This is a genomic window from Staphylococcus sp. GDY8P47P, from assembly GCF_016892225.1.
In the GTDB taxonomy this organism is placed as follows: domain Bacteria; phylum Bacillota; class Bacilli; order Staphylococcales; family Staphylococcaceae; genus Staphylococcus; species Staphylococcus borealis.
Genome location: NZ_JAFENV010000028.1, coordinates 1 through 16,528 on the forward strand (window position 1 = coordinate 1; position 16,528 = coordinate 16,528).

At 33.2% G+C, this 16,528-nt stretch carries 11 protein-coding genes and 1 pseudogene; 4 read left to right on the forward strand and 8 right to left on the reverse strand.

Features of this window, described 5'->3' with window-relative positions:
* Nucleotides 1–623: 623 nt before the first annotated feature.
* Nucleotides 624–1,247, reverse strand: a complete 624-nt coding sequence (locus tag JVV30_RS10680; RefSeq protein WP_070855692.1) for a lysophospholipid acyltransferase family protein — start codon at nucleotides 1,245–1,247, stop codon at nucleotides 624–626.
* 167 nt (nucleotides 1,248–1,414) lie between these two features.
* Here JVV30_RS10680 and JVV30_RS10685 point away from each other — a divergent pair, with 167 nt between their 5' ends.
* A complete protein-coding gene (locus JVV30_RS10685) occupies nucleotides 1,415–2,695 on the forward strand; it encodes a S1C family serine protease (protein WP_070855691.1) in 1,281 nt (426 codons plus the stop codon).
* 384 nt (nucleotides 2,696–3,079) lie between these two features.
* Here JVV30_RS10685 and JVV30_RS10690 read toward each other — a convergent pair.
* The 3 genes and pseudogenes from JVV30_RS10690 to tyrS form a co-directional block, all read right to left on the reverse strand.
* Nucleotides 3,080–4,488, reverse strand: a pseudogene (locus tag JVV30_RS10690) (DHA2 family efflux MFS transporter permease subunit).
* A 91-nt stretch (nucleotides 4,489–4,579) separates the two neighbouring features.
* Nucleotides 4,580–5,050, reverse strand: a complete 471-nt coding sequence (locus tag JVV30_RS10695) for a MarR family winged helix-turn-helix transcriptional regulator (protein ID WP_070855689.1) — start codon at nucleotides 5,048–5,050, stop codon at nucleotides 4,580–4,582.
* Nucleotides 5,051–5,174: 124 nt separating this feature from the next.
* Nucleotides 5,175–6,437, reverse strand: coding sequence for a tyrosine--tRNA ligase (tyrS, locus tag JVV30_RS10700; RefSeq protein WP_070855688.1), 1,263 nt, complete (start codon nucleotides 6,435–6,437; stop codon nucleotides 5,175–5,177).
* A 386-nt stretch (nucleotides 6,438–6,823) separates the two neighbouring features.
* On the opposite strand from tyrS, the gene JVV30_RS10705 reads away from it, so the two are divergent.
* Complete coding sequence (locus JVV30_RS10705; RefSeq protein WP_070855721.1) at nucleotides 6,824–7,738, forward strand: transglycosylase domain-containing protein; 915 nt, start codon at nucleotides 6,824–6,826, stop codon at nucleotides 7,736–7,738.
* 149 nt (nucleotides 7,739–7,887) lie between these two features.
* Here the strand turns inward: JVV30_RS10705 and JVV30_RS10710 are convergent, their stop codons facing one another.
* Nucleotides 7,888–9,555, reverse strand: a complete 1,668-nt coding sequence (locus JVV30_RS10710) for a formate--tetrahydrofolate ligase (RefSeq protein WP_070855687.1) — start codon at nucleotides 9,553–9,555, stop codon at nucleotides 7,888–7,890.
* 523 nt (nucleotides 9,556–10,078) lie between these two features.
* On the reverse strand, nucleotides 10,079–11,788 hold the full coding sequence (acsA, locus tag JVV30_RS10715; RefSeq protein WP_053030477.1) for an acetate--CoA ligase: 1,710 nt from the start codon (nucleotides 11,786–11,788) through the stop codon (nucleotides 10,079–10,081).
* A gap of 164 nt (nucleotides 11,789–11,952) precedes the next feature.
* Between acsA and JVV30_RS10720 the strand changes: the two genes are divergently transcribed.
* Together JVV30_RS10720 and JVV30_RS10725 are read left to right on the forward strand one after the other, a co-directional pair.
* Nucleotides 11,953–12,585 (forward strand): GNAT family N-acetyltransferase, encoded by a 633-nt coding sequence (locus tag JVV30_RS10720; protein ID WP_070855686.1) that lies wholly within the window; start codon nucleotides 11,953–11,955, stop codon nucleotides 12,583–12,585.
* A gap of 35 nt (nucleotides 12,586–12,620) precedes the next feature.
* A complete protein-coding gene (locus tag JVV30_RS10725) occupies nucleotides 12,621–13,778 on the forward strand; it encodes an acetoin utilization protein AcuC (RefSeq protein ID WP_204194211.1) in 1,158 nt (385 codons plus the stop codon).
* A gap of 146 nt (nucleotides 13,779–13,924) precedes the next feature.
* Here the strand turns inward: JVV30_RS10725 and ccpA are convergent, their stop codons facing one another.
* Together ccpA and JVV30_RS10735 are read right to left on the reverse strand one after the other, a co-directional pair.
* Complete coding sequence (gene ccpA, locus JVV30_RS10730) at nucleotides 13,925–14,917, reverse strand: catabolite control protein A (RefSeq protein ID WP_053030483.1); 993 nt, start codon at nucleotides 14,915–14,917, stop codon at nucleotides 13,925–13,927.
* A 320-nt stretch (nucleotides 14,918–15,237) separates the two neighbouring features.
* The gene (locus JVV30_RS10735; protein ID WP_053030484.1) at nucleotides 15,238–16,329 is read right to left on the reverse strand and encodes a bifunctional 3-deoxy-7-phosphoheptulonate synthase/chorismate mutase; all 1,092 of its coding nucleotides are present in this window, start codon (nucleotides 16,327–16,329) and stop codon (nucleotides 15,238–15,240) included.
* Nucleotides 16,330–16,528 lie beyond the last annotated feature (199 nt).

Below are 16,528 nucleotides of genomic sequence, written 5' to 3' on the forward strand. Positions count from 1 at the left end.
CAGCTACTGCGAATTTGATAAATAGCTTTACTATATAATTTATGTCCCAGACTACTTTTTCAAATCAAAATTATACACAAAGATTTAAATTGTTTGAGAATTTCTATTTATTAGTATTGAAAAGAACCTAAGTGCTATAACACTTAGGTAAGTAGCTCTAAAGATGGATAATAAATGACGTTGCGCGACTCCTATGTTGATTATTAATGAACATAAGTGCCAGCGCACTTAAGTAAGAAATTCTAGAGATGAATGACGAATGACGTTGGATGACTCTTAGAGCCTTATTTATTGAACACAAGTGCAACTGCACTTGCGTAAGTAGCTCTAAGATTGATGACGAAGTATAGTTGTGTAGACTCCTAGTGTTTCATTTATTGAGCACCAGCGTTACAGCACTGTTGTAAGGCGTTCTAAGATAGATAACGAAACATAGTTGCGGAGACTCCTAGGGGAGCAGTGCTAGTCGAAGACTACAGGCTGAGACAGCACCCCAGGAACGCGAAGCAACTTATGTGAGTGATTATATATCTAAGATCACCTTTAGAGTACTACAGGCACGAGCCTTTCCCACAGGAAAGCGAAACAACTTAATCGTTCTACTTTCATCCAACGATATCATTCTATTTACTTAAACTATCTTGAATTAAATGTAATTCTTTTTGTAATTGTGCTGTACGTGTCTCGATTTCATGAGTGAGATAGTCTATCTTCTCATTTCTCTTTAAATCTTTAGGTATATCAGATGGGTATATAGGTTCTCCAAATTTAATCAGTGCCTGCCCTGTAATTAAACCGTGTAATTTTGTTGGTCCAACATATGCAGTTGGTAAAATAGGTGCTTTACCTAACATTGCAATCGTTGAAGCACCTCGTTTTAATGGCGCACCTTCAACAGAAGTACGATGTCCAGTTGGGAAAATACCTACTGTTTTATTGTCTTTTAATAAATTGACTGGTCTTTTTAGTGTACTTGGCCCTGGATTTTCGCGATCTACAGGAAACGCATTTAATGAAGTTAAAAATTGGCCAAACCATTTATTCTTAAATAATTCTTTCTTAGCCATATAATGAATTTCATTCGGTACTAAAGCCATTCCTAACATGATTACTTCATTATAACTTTCGTGTGTACATGTCACGACGAATTTATTATCTTTAGGAATATTCTCCTTACCGATCACATACAAAGATTTAGCCATTTTGACTAATATCAAATCTAATAGTTTACTGATAAATTGATACATTATGTCACCTGCTTATTGAAATATATACTTTATTGATTTTATCATTATCCTTATTTCTGAACAACTTTTCAAAAGATACATCTAAAGTCTGATGGTGGATTACTGGCATTATTTCATCAAAACTTTCATAATTAAATAAAGGGTTAATATTATAATGGAGGTTAAAAATGTCTGAATTTAATCAAGAAAATCAATCAAATCATAGCACCTATCAGCAACCTCAACCTGGAAAGCCAAAATTTCCGTGGTTTAAAACCATTATTGTGGCATTAGTTGCTGGTATTATTGGTGCTTTACTTGTCTTGGGAGCTAGTAAAATAATGGGATTAGTCGGTATCGATAACGGTGGCGCACAAGTTCAAGAAGCCAGTAATAGTAAAGGTGGCAATGTGCTAGACGGAAAAAGTGATAAATACAAATCCGTCAATGCAATGATAAATGATGTTTCCCCTGCGATTGTTGGTGTCATCAACATGCAGAAAGCCAATGGTTTAGAAGATTTTTTACAAGGTAAATCATCATCTAAATCAGAAGAAGCCGGTATAGGTTCAGGTGTAATCTACCAAATTGATAACGATTCTGCTTATATTGTGACAAATACGCATGTTATAAGTGGTGCTTCTGAGATAAAAGTACAACTTCATAGTGGTAAGCAAGTTGAGGCAAAATTAATTGGTAAAGATAGCGTTTCAGATATTGCAGTTTTAAAAATAGATAATACGAAAGGTATTAAATCAATTAAATTTGCAAATTCTTCTAAAGTACAAACTGGGGATAGCGTCTTTGCAATGGGTAATCCATTAGGTCTTGAATTTGCAAATTCAGTAACTTCAGGTATTATTTCAGCCAATGAACGTACAATTGAATCTAATACGACTTCAGGTGGTACGAAAGTTAACGTCTTACAAACAGATGCTGCAATCAACCCTGGTAACTCTGGTGGTGCACTAGTGGATATTAATGGTAACTTAGTCGGTATCAATTCTATGAAAATAGCTGCCGAACAAGTAGAAGGTATTGGTTTTGCTATTCCAAGTAATGAAGTTAAAGTTACAATTGAACAACTTGTTAAACATGGTAAAATCGAACGTCCTTCTATCGGTATCGGTTTACTAAATTTAAGCGATATACCTGATTCATATAAAAAAGAATTAAATACAGATCGTGATGATGGAATTTATGTTGCAAAAGTAAATGGTTCAAGCGAATTAAAAACAGGCGATATTATCACAAAAATAGATGACAAAAATGTTAAAGAAGACACAGATTTAAGAACATATCTATATCAAAATAAGAAGCCTGGCGAAACAGCAAAACTTACGGTGATTCGTGACGGTAAAACGTTAAACGTCAATGTAAAACTTAAAAGTCAATCAGCCGCTACATCATCAAATCAATCATCAAATTCTGAGTCAGAATTTAGTGGCAATAGTCAGTTTATACAGTAAGAAGTAACATAATATATATAAAAATCAGGCTAAGATAACGAGTCTGGGACAAAAATAGTATAATGAAGCTATTTTTCGAATTCGCAGTAGCTGACTGAACTGAGAAGGCGCTTAAATCAAGCTTTTCTCAGTTCTAGTCATCCTTGCGGGCGGGCCCCAACAAAGAGAATTTCTTAAAGAAATTCTACAAGCAAAGCAAGTTGGGAGAGGGACAACGAATTTAAAAAGAATTCTGTCCCACTCCCTAGCAAATCTATAGTTACTGACTGATTTTGGGCAAACGCTATAAAATAAACGGTTCTCAACTTTAGTCTCCCATGCGGGGGTGGAACAAAATTCTTTACGAATTTATTGTTCCACCCCTATTTTCTTTTATCACATTGTTTATACCGTCGCTTTCGATTTTTGAGTTAAAAATAACGCTGGAATAACAAGAAGAATTAAAGTAATAACTGATACTAAAAATCCAGCGTGATAAGCAATGATATTATTCGCCATTGAAGAACCTAATTGATTTACTACAAGTGAGAGCACTGTTGCTATAAAGGCAGTTCCAAAACTTGAACCAACATTTTCAATCATATTAATACCAACACCAGCTTCAGCTAATTTATGCTCATCCATCCCCATATAGGCATCCGTAGTGAGACCTAAATTAATACCACCAACACTACAACCTCTTAAAAAGAGTATCAATGATAGAACAACTATGCTTGTATGTTCAGTTATAAATAATAAAGGTACTGAACCAAACATTGAGATAATAACGCTAATAATAACAACCCATTTAGCACCAAATTGATCAATAACTTTACCAATATAGGGTCTTGTAATAAGCATACCCAGACCTTGTGGTATCAGTGCTAGCGCAGCTTCAATTGGCGAAAACTGCTTAAAAGTCTGAAAGTATAATGGAATAATGACCATTGGCCCCATGATACCGATGTTAGAAAGAAAGAGACCTATGAATGATGCAGTGTAATTTCTTCTTTTGAATAGAGAAATAGGTAATATTGTATTATCATCCTTCATTTTGTTATAAACAAAATACAACATAATGAAAATACAACTTACAACTAAGAGAACCATTGTCGTCGTATTGTAAAAACTATGATAGTCGCTCGCTTTCGTCAAACCATAAATCATAGAAATACTGATTAATCCTAATAAAATAACACCAATCATATCAATAGACTTCTCTTTATTTAAAGGCTTAAAGTTAGGTAAATATTTCATTTGTAAAAGAATCGCAATGATGACCACGACAACATTAATAAAAAACATCCAACGCCAAGACACAAAATGAATGATAACACCACCGATTACTGGTCCTAAAATAGGTCCAAAAATCATAGGTGTACTTACAATTGCCATTACTTTTCCAATATGATCTTGACCTGTTGTCTTAATCAATAGTGTAAACATTAACGTTGTAATAACGCCTGCAGACATACCTTGAATAATTCTAAATATAATAAAGCTCTCAACATTCCAACTGATACCAGCTAAAACTGATGTCATACCAAATAGTATCGAAGCAGAAATAAATACGTACTTCCCATTATATTGATTGACCAACCACCCTGCTATTGGAATAACTAACGCTAGTGCAAGAACATAACCTGTTATTCCCCACTGTACGATATCGAGCGTTGTACCAAATGTATGATTTAACTGTTTAATTGCTATATTAATCATTGTTGAATCTAACATAGGTGCAATAGCCCTAATGCAATTGCCCAAGCAGCAATCATTATTTCTCTTGAAACTTGACGTTCTTTAACTTTCGACATTAGAACCCCCCTGTATATTGTTTCCTTGTCAACAAAATACAAAAAAGAGCGGAATAAAATTCGTTACGAATTCATTATTCCACTCTAACAATTAAAGCGTACGTTGTTGCTGTTCTATAAGTTGGTCTAAATGGTCATTATATCTTTGTATAAACGTCATCATATTTTTAAATTCATCTTCAGTCATACTATCAAAAACCGTTTGATCTCTATCTTGGAATGTTTCATGTAGTTCGGCGTGAATGTGATAGACTTTCTCACCTTCATGGGTCAACTTAAAATAGATTTCCTTTTTATTATCTTCACTTTTAAAACTTTCAATTAATCCTTTTTGTTGCAATCGCTTAGTTAATTTACTAATAGCACCTCTCGTCATAAATAACTTATGCGCTAAATACCTTACATTAGGTTTCTGATATTCTTTGATTGCTTCAATACAATGGACTTCCGAAGGCTTATATCCTTTAAGCGCTTGTTCCATTTTATCTTTATTTAACCAACCTATTTTGTTAAATAAATCTCTAAAGCTATTCATTAATATTTCTTCTTTATTATTAGTCATTTCATCACTTCTTTATGTTCTTATAGTATATTCATTATAACTATATTTGAATAACATTTCATAAAATAAGGGCAAGTAGCATCATCGTAAATACTGTGCTACATTGCCCATTCACTTAAAATGCTTATTTATAATTAAGCATGAAATATTTTTTCTTACCACGACGAATAATTGTGAATTCATTATCAATTTTATCATCGTCACTTAATTCAAAGTCCACGTTTTGTTGTCTCTCACCATTAATATAAATCGCACCGTTATTAACATCTTCACGTGCTTGACGTTTAGATGATGCAATTCCTGTTTCAATTAAAGCGTCAATGATGTTTGTAGTTTCAGTTGATAATTCAACTTGTGGTACATCTTTGAAACCTTCTTTTAATTCTTTACCTGATAATGATTTTAAATCACCGCTAAATAACGCTTGAGAAATACGAATAGCATCATTTAATGCTTCTTTACCGTGGATAAATTCTGTCACGCTTTCTGCTAATGCTTTTTGTGCTTCTCTTAAATGAGGTTGTTCATTTTTAGATTGTTCTAAACGATCAATTTCATCTTTATCTAGGAATGTAAAGTATTTTAGGAACTTAATGACATCATCATCTGATTGATTAATCCAAAATTGATAAAATTCGTATGGACTTGTTTTATCAGCATCTAACCAAACTGCACCTGATTCTGACTTACCAAATTTCTTACCATCCGATTTCGTCACTAATGGAATAGTTAAGCCATAAGCTTCAGTTTGACCATACATACGACGCATTAATTCAATACCACTTGTGATATTTCCCCATTGGTCAGAACCACCTACTTGCAGTTTACAATTTAATTCTCGATTTAAATGTCCGAAATCAATTGCTTGTAGTATTGTATATGTGAACTCAGTATATGAAATACCATTTTCAAGACGAGATTGTATTGAATCTTTACCTAACATATAGTTCACACCAACGTGCTTACCATAATCTCTTAAGAAATCGATTAATGAAATTTGATTTAACCAATCTTTATTATTAACGAGTACCGCACCTTTGTCAGAACCAAATTCAAATAATTTATGCATTTGATCACTAATACCTTTAACATTAGCTTCTACTTGGTCTTCAGTTTGTAATACACGCTCTTCAGATTTCCCAGATGGGTCACCTATCATACCTGTTCCACCACCAATTAATACAATTGGTTTATGACCATGTTCTTGGAAACGACGTAAAGTCATAAATGGTAATAAATGGCCGATATGTAAACTATCGGCTGTTGGATCAGCACCACAATATAATGAAATTTGTTCTTTATTTAACAGTTCTTCAATCGCTTTTTCATCAGTTTGTTGATAAATTAAGCCTCTCCATTGTAGTTCTTCAATTAATGCATTAGTCATAATGTATTCCTCCTATATATATTGATTTATTAATCATTGATGATTGATACTCTATTTAAGGTAAAATAAAAAGCACCCTTACACATACAACATGTAAGGGCGCTTGAGCACGTTACCACCATACTTAAATAGCGAATAGCTATTCACTTTATCAATGATACGTTCATTAATAAAACGTTGGATAATTCATAATAAGGGTGTATTCATATAAGCGTAATTATTAGTTCACAGCAACCACTAACTCTCTGAAAATCACAAATATATTACTTGTCCTCATATCCAATAGATATTGAATTGTAATTAATTATAAGTATAAAAAATATAAAAGTCAAATAAGCGAATATGATATACTATACTTAAATTTTAGGAGGTTTAAGATGAAAAGGATGTCAACCAACACAAATAGAGACTCAAAGTTTAATACATTTGAAAAATCCTACAAAAAAGTAAAACATGTCATTGTAGGCTTATTTAGTGTTGGTTTATTGATGAGTATGATTGGATTTATAGGAACAGTGATCTACTTTAATCACTTAACACATGAATCATCTCAAATAAGTGATAGTGAATTACAACAAAAAGTACTTCACTTTGCCGGTGATGATTTAATTAATCATAATAATTCTAATGTGTTAGAGGAATATGACAAATCTGAAAATTCTCTTATCGTCGGTCCAACACACGTTAATCCAAATGTTATCAAAGCACTAACCTCCTCAGAAGATACGATGTTCTTCAAACATAATGGTATTTTGCCGAAAGCGCTCGTACGTGCGATGATTCAAGATGTATTTGATCTTGATCAAAGTTCTGGTGGTAGTACAATAACCCAACAACTAGTTAAAAATCAGGTATTATCAAGTAAAAAAACATATAGTCGTAAAGCAAACGAACTTATATTGGCAATGCGTTTAGAAAAATTATTATCAAAAAATGAGATTATTTATACATATTTAAATATTGTACCTTTTGGTAGAGATTATGAAGGCAATAATATCACAGGTATCGCATCAGCGTCATACAGCTTATTTGGTATACCCCCGAAAGACTTAAACATTGCCCAATCTGCTTATCTTATTGGCTTATTACAGAGTCCTTATGTTTATACGCCATATGAAGAAAATGGTGAATTAAAGCCATATAAAGCGGTTAAAATTAGTGTCGATCGTCAACATTATGTGTTAAAGCGCATGCTCGTTGAAGGTGTGATTAACAAAGAAGAATATCGTCATGCCAAGCGATATCATATCTACCATCATTTATTAACAAATCCTGAATTAACGAATAATCAACCTGCATAATTTCATCTTAACTATAGAGTAGTTTTAGTATATACATTTTATTTTCATACATTACTTATTAAATCTGTCGACAAAGTGNNCACTTTGTCGACAGATTTAATCATGTATCTTCGTATACCTATATTTTTTATTTACTATATATTATTGCTTTAGAATAAACCTACTGCATGGCCATCTTCTGTAACGTCCATATTTAGCGCAGCTGGTTTCTTAGGTAATCCAGGCATAGTCATAATTGCACCTGTTAAGGCAACAATAAATCCTGCACCTGTTTTAGCTTCTAATTCTCTAATTGTAATATCAAAATCAGTTGGTGCTCCTAATGCAGTAGCGTCATCACTGAATGAATATTGTGTTTTAGCCATACAGATTGGATATTTACCCCATCCATTATCTGTAAATTCTTTTAATTGTTTTTTAGCTTTTTTACTGAATGTTACTGAAGAACCACCGTAAATATCTTTAACGATTGTTTCAATTTTTTCTTCTAATGATTGATCTAAATCATATAAGAATTTGAAATCATTTGGTTGTTCGATAACTTCTAATACTTGGTTAGCTAATTCAACGCCACCTTTACCGCCTTTTTCCCAAACTTCAGTTAAAGCGATTCTAACGTTATTTTCTTTAGCCCAAGCTTTTACAGCTTCAGTTTCTGCATCAGTGTCATGAATAAATGCATTTAATGCGATAACTGGTTCAACACCGAATTTGCGGATGTTATTCACGTGACGTTCTAGGTTAACGATACCAGCTTTTACAGCTTCAACGTTTTCTTCTTTAAGATCATCTTTTGCTACGCCACCATGCATTTTAAGCGCACGAACTGTTGCAACTAATACGACTGCTGATGGTTCAAAGCCAGCTTCTCTAGCTTTAATGTCGATAAATTTCTCAGCACCAAGGTCTGAACCGAATCCTGCTTCAGTTACAACGATATCTGCAAGATCACGTGCAGTTTCTGTAGCTAAAATAGAGTTACAACCATGTGCAATATTTGCGAATGGTCCACCATGAACTAATGCAGGTGTACCTTCAATTGTTTGAACTAAGTTAGGTTTAATAGCATCTTTTAAAATCATTGCTAATGCACCTTCAACTTTTAAGTCAGCAACTGTAACTGGTTTACGGTCGCGAGTGTAGCCAATAGTGATACGACTAATTTTTTCTTTTAAGTCATTAATATTACGAGCTAAACATAAGATAGCCATTACTTCTGAAGCAACTGTAATGTTGAAGCCATCTTCACGTGGTACACCATTTGTAGGTCCACCTAAACCAACGTTCACATGACGTAATGCACGGTCGTTCATGTCTAATACACGTTTCCATTCAACACGACGTACATCAATGCCTAAGTCGTTACCTTGATGGATGTGGTTGTCGATAAATGCAGATAACGCATTGTTAGCAGTAGTAATGGCATGGAAGTCACCATTGAAGTGTAAGTTAATGTCTTCCATTGGTAGTACTTGTGCATAACCGCCACCAGTTGCCCCACCTTTAATACCAAATGTAGGTCCTAATGCTGGTTCACGTAAAGCGACCATTACATTTTTATTTAATTCGTTGAACGCATCAGATAATCCAACTGTAACTGTAGATTTACCTTCACCTGCTGGCGTAGGACTCATAGCAGTTACTAAAACGACTTTCCCTTTGTTGTCTTTAGGTTTGATTTGATTGATATCAATCTTAGCTTTATAGTGACCATATTGTTCTAAAGCATCTGCTGGGATGCCAGCTTTTTCAGCGATTTCTCCAATAGGTTTAAGTTCTGATTGATTAGCAATGTCTAAATCTGATAAATGTGCCAACTTATTTCAACCCCTTATTAATTTTAGTTTGATTTATGTAAGAATACCTCAAATAAATCTTTTAAGGTTTCTTTTAATCTTACATACTAATAATAACTAACAATGAAAGCGATGTCGAATTTTTGAGAGCGTTTCCAATGATTTGTGTAAAATTTAACTTAATTTTATGATCAATTAACTAATTTAAAAATATAATGAATGTAAATCATTAACTTTTTAGGTAAAAATACATTATTACTTCATTTAAAATTTGGAACGATTATTTCTAAATTGAACAGTAATTTAATAATTTTAAGAACAAAATCTCTTAAATCATGTATTCTAAAATGGATAGTAGAATGTAGTTAAGCATTGCGCCCAAACAAAGCATATCTCAAAATAGATTTACAAATTAAGCAAGTTGGACAAGTAAAGTAACAATACGAATGAATGTAAATAAAGAAACCAGCAAATGAATTTGTAAAAACTCATTCGCTGGTTATTTTACTAGGAATTATGTCCCAGACCCTGTCTAATAAATGATTTAATCCTCCATTGTACTTAAATCACCTGCATCTAAGTTAAGCTCCCAAGCTTTCAATACACGTCTCATAATTTTACCTGAACGTGTTTTTGGCAATTTATCTTTAAATTCTATTTCTCTTGGCGCTGCATGACCTGATAATCCTTCTTTAACAAACTTACGAATTTCTGTCTTCAATTCATCAGATGGTTCATAACCTTGTCGTAATGAAATAAAGGCTTTGATAATTTCACCTCTGACTGGATCTGGCTTACCGATAACCCCAGCTTCCGCAACCGCTTCATGTTCAACCAATTTAGATTCTACTTCGAAAGGACCCACACGCTCACCAGCAGTCATAATGACATCATCAACGCGTCCTTGGAACCAGAAATAACCATCTTCATCTTGATACGCAGAATCTCCAGATACATACCAATCACCAATGAAATATGAATCATATTTTTCAGGGTTCTTCCAAATTGAATACATCATTGATGGCCAACCTTTCCTGATAGCCAAATTACCCATTCGATTTGGTGGTAACTCATTACCCGAATCATCAACAATAGCAGCTTCAATACCTGGCAGTGGTTTACCCATTGACCCTAATTTAACATCGACTGCTGGGTAATTTACAATCATATGTCCGCCTGTTTCAGTCATCCACCATGTATCTAGCACGCGTTTATCGTAAACATCTTTAGACCATTTTATAACTTCAGGGTTTAAAGGCTCACCTACTGATAATATTGAACGTAACGATGATAAATCATATTTCTCAACGATATCATCACCCGCACTCATCAGCATTCTTAGTGCAGTCGGTGCAGTATACCAAATCGTTACTTTAAATGTTTCAATCATGCTATACCATTGTTCAGGTGAGAATCGTCCTCCAGCAATACAATTCGTTACACCATTTAACCAAGGGGCAAAGACGCCATAAGATGTTCCTGTAACCCATCCTGGATCTGCTGTACACCAGTATATGTCATCTTCTTTTAAATCTAATACGTATTTACCTGAAATATAGTGAAGTAACATGGCCTTTTGAACATGTAATACACCTTTAGGTTGACCAGTAGAACCAGATGTATAATGCAAGATAAGTCCATCATCTTCTTTCAACCATTCGATATCAAATGATTCACTAGCATGATGCAATTCTTTATTAAAATCTATATATTGTTCATCTACATCCTCATCAACGACTATAATCGTCTCAAGATGTGGTAATTTCTCCTTAGGAATTCGATTAACTAAACTGTTTGTCGTAATAATAACTTTTGCCTCACTATTATCTAACCTATCCGTCACTGCTTTTTCCATAAAGGCTTCAAATAGAGGTCCCACGATAGCACCTATCTTTAAAATACCGAGAAAGGCAAAATAGAGTTCAGGTGTTCTAGGCATAAAGATAAATACACGATCCCCTTTTTGAACATTTGCTTTATCAACTAATACATTTGCAGCTTTATTTGATAATACTTTTAATTGTTCAAACGTATATTGTTCTTTACGCTTTTCGTCTCTATAGTTAAGTGCAATTTTATCACCTTTGCCATTATCGACATGACGATCTATGCACTCATAAGCCATATTAATTTTTCCAGTTTCATTCCATGAGAAAGCTTTTTTCACTTCGTCCCAATCAAAGTCTTGATAAGTTTTTTCATAATCTTGTAAATTATAATTACCTTTCTCGCTTTCAAATACTTCTACTTTCATTGTAAACTCCCCCTTGTTTAATGAAATCGCTTTCTTTAAAAAGTATTATACATCAATTTTTGTGTTATTCAAAATTTTTAGATAATTATTACAATTTAATTTGTTTATTTCTCCAAATAAATATAAAATAACTATAATAGTAGTTCGTATTGGGAGTGAGATAAATGAAACATATCAAAACGCATGTTACCAAGCACCTTACAATAAAAGATAAGCATTTCACAATTGAAGGGCCTGTTTCATACCAATATTTGAAAACGCTTTCTTTCGACGAATCATTAAATGCCTTTAGACCTTCAAATGACCAGTTTGAAGCTTTACTTGAAATAACTCAATTGCCAGAGGGACGTATTTATATAGCGCGAGAAGATAAGCATATTATCGGTTATGTCACCTATCACTATCCTGACGACTTTGAAAGATGGGCTGAAGGTCAATTGCCTTATTTATTAGAGTTAGGTGCAATAGAAGTACAACGTAATTATAGACAATTTCATCTTGGTGGCGAACTTATTGCGTTAAGTCTCGCTCAAGATGAATTTGAAGATTACATTGTTTTAACTACTGAGTACTACTGGCATTGGGATTTAAAAACGGCAAAACTTGATGTTTTTGAATATAAGAAAATGATGCAAAAGTTAATGTCTAAAGGTGGCTTAGAAATATTTGCTACAGATGATCCAGAAATCACAAGTCACCCAGCTAATTGTCTAATGGCAAGAATTGGGAAAAGGATATCATTAGACCAACAACAATCTTTTGATGATTTACGTTACAAAAATCGATTTTTATTTTAGCCATTTCTGCTATAACTTTAAGGGGTATGATATTTATGCAAAAGAATTTAAAAACGGGGTATGTATACTCAGATGAACTATTGAAGTATCGTTTCAATGATAATCATCCTTTTAATCAAATGCGATTAAAATTAACAACAGAATTACTCCAAATGATGAACTTATTAAATGATGAGCAGATTATCCAACCTAGAATAGCAAATGAAGACGAACTTGCTTTAATTCATAAATATGATTATATCCAAGCAATTAAGCACGCTTCACATGGTATATTAAGCACATCTGAAGCTCAAAAATATGGTTTAAATACTGATGATACATTTCAATTTCGGCATATGCATAGACATAGTGCGCGCATTGTAGGTGGTGCACTAAATTTAGCAGATGAAATAATGAATGAAAACATACAAAATGGATGTCACTTAGGCGGTGGCTTACACCATAGTCTTCCTGGACGCGCGAATGGATTTTGTATATATAATGACGTTGCTATAACTGCGAAATACCTTGCTTCAAAATATCAACAACGGGTGATGGTAATTGATACCGATGCACATCATGGTGACGGTACACAATGGAGTCTTTATACAGATAACACGATAATGTGTTATTCCATTCATGAGACAGGTAAATTTTTATTTCCAGGATCAGGGCATTACACGGAGCGTGGTGAGGATTTAGGATATAGATATACAGTAAACTTGCCATTAGAACCTTATACAGAACATGATAACTATTTAAAGGTATTTGAAGAATCCGTAACAAGCGTGATTCAAGCATATAAACCTGACATCCTACTTAGTGTGCATGGCGTCGATATTCATTATTTAGATCCATTAACGCATATGAGTTGTTCACTAGAAACTTTATATGAAATACCATATATCATTAATAAACTAGCTCAACTATATACTAAAGGAAAAGTACTAATGTTTGGTGGTGGCGGTTATAATATTTGGCAAGTGGTACCTCGAGCGTGGAGTCATATATTTTTAGCTTTAATGAATGAACCTATCCAAGAAGGCCCCTTGCCCGAACAGTGGATAACAAAATGGGGTAACTATTCACCTGTTAAATTACCCAAGCACTGGACAGAAGATTATCGTGACTATGTAACAATCCCAAGAACACAAGCAATCTCTGAAAAAAATAATGAACGTGCGAATAGAATTATTCATTGGTATACAAATTAAAATAAAGGAGTAGGATAATGTTCTTAGTAAATGCATTATCCTACTCCCTATCTATTAACTCGTAAATTTTCTCATTGAAACACTTGTAGTTAGGACCTCTCCCACAACGATGAGGTGTGTCTTATTCTTATTTCAATTGCTTAACATTAATCTTTCGTAGTTCCTCTGTACTCAATACGGTGTGGCAATATTACATTTGGTTCTTCAATTTCTTCTTCATTCATATATTTAGTTAACAAACGCATGCCTACAGCGCCGATATCATATAGTGGTTGAATCACACTCGATAATTTTGGTCTCACCATTTCTACTAATCGAGTATTATTAAAGCTGACAATTTGTAAGTCTTCTGGAACGCGTATGCCTGCATCTAGTGCGCTATGCATGATACCAATCGCTTGTTCATCACTAATTGATAATATAGCATCAGGTAGATGATCTTTTAAATCTTCAAATACTTTAATACCATCTTTATAACTTTCAGAACCTGAGAATTGTACTGTATCATTTAATTTTAGTTGGTGACGATCTAACACTTCTCTAAGACCAATTAGCACATCTTCTTGTGCTTTTTTAGAATAATCACCACTCACTAATGCAAACTCTTTAGCGCCTGATTGGATGAGTTGTTCGGTAATCTCCATTGCTGCCGTTTTAAAATCAATATTAACAGAAGCGATGTTATCATCTTTTCCGTTAGTACCTGATACTACAACTGGAACAGATGATTGATTTATTAAATCTTTGATTTCATTCGAAATTGTACCACCTAAGAAGATAATACCGTCTACTTGCTTACTTAATAAGTTATTAAATATTTCTTTTTCTTTCTCAGAATCATTATCTGAGTTTGAAATAATAGAATGATATTTATACATTGTCGCTATATCCTCAATACCACGAGCTAATTGAGAATAATAGATGTTAGAAATATCAGGGATAATAACGCCTACTGTTGTTGTTCGTTTACTAGCTAGTCCTCTTGCAACAGCGTTTGGTCGATAATTTAATCTTTTAATAACTTCATTAACTTTTTTTCTTGTTTCAGGTTTAACGTTTTGATTACCATTCACTACTCGTGAAACGGTTGCCATAGATACTCGGGCCTCTCTAGCAACATCATATATAGTTACTGTCATAATTTCCTCCTTGTAAGCGTTTTAATTGTTATTATAACGTGTTTTCATTTCATTTTCAAAGTTTACCACAAAATCGCTTTCATTCAAACATATTGCTAATATTTTCACATTTATGTCATATTTTATATTATTTTTATCATAAAAGCGTAATTTAACATAATATACATTTGAAATGAAATTCATTCAATAGTCGTAGATTTTATCAATAATTGCAATTGAAAAAGCTATTCATGATTACTAGAAAAAAGTATTATAAAACATACTCTTAATTCAGTAAAATGAATAGCTCATTTCATTAATATATTTAGACGATTAATTTATTATTTTAATTTTTTTGAATTATACAATTCTGCTAATGGCTTTAATTCATTGTAAAATTGATTAAATTCATTTAAATCCATTTGTTGGCCACTATCACTTAATGCAACAGATGGGTCTGGGTGCACTTCTGCCATTACGCCATCAGCACCAACAGCTAACGCAGCTTTAGCAGTTGGTAACATAATGTCCTTACGTCCTGTACTATGTGTTACATCTACCATTACAGGTAAGTGTGTGCCTTGTTTCAAAATAGGCACTGCAGAAATATCTAACGTATTTCTTGTTGCTTTTTCGTAAGTACGGATACCACGCTCACAAAGGATAATATTTTTATTGCCTTGAGAAGCAATATACTCAGCAGCGAAAGTAAATTCTTCAATTGTAGCCGATAAGCCTCGTTTTAAGAGGATTGGTTTGTTCGTTCTTCCAGCTTCTTTTAATAATTCAAAGTTTTGCATGTTTCGAGCACCAATTTGGAACACATCTAAGTATTCGTCGGCAATTTCGAAATCAGCAGGATTTACAATTTCACTGACAACATTAAGGCCAAATTTATCTTTTACATTTTTTAAAATTTTAAGCCCTTCAACACCTAATCCTTGGAAATCATATGGTGATGTACGAGGTTTGAATGCGCCACCGCGAATGAATTTTTCTCCTTTTGCTTGTAAATCTTTTGCGACCGCATCAACTTGTTCTTGTGATTCAACAGAGCATGGTCCAAATACAAATGATTTATTGCCATCGCCAATAACACCACCGTTGTCAAACTGAACAATCGTATCTTCTGGTTTTAATTTACGAGACACATATAAATGTTTTTCATTCTCAGATTTTTGTAAATCAGTAGAAGCTTTAAAAATTTCTTTAAATAATTGCTTAATTACATTATCATTAAAAGGTCCTTGATTACGATCCATTAACTCATTAATCATTTCTTTTTCGCGTTGTGGATCATAAACCTTTGTACCCTGTTTAATTTTCTCTTCACCTATTTTTTGTGCTAATTCTCCACGCTTAGATAATAAATCTAAAATTTGATTATTAATCGAAACAATCTCTTCTCTGTATTGCTCTAATTTAGTTGACATTACTACTCACCTCAATAAAAGTTACTTGTATAATTATATCACTTTAAAGCGATAAAATAATATTAGTTAGATAATATTTTAACAATTAAAAAATAATAGTTCAACCGTTCTAGTTGATAAATTATCTAAAATTTGTGAATTGTCTAATTATTATATCAAATTTGATATTCACTTTTTATAAAAATAAGAAAAAGGAGCG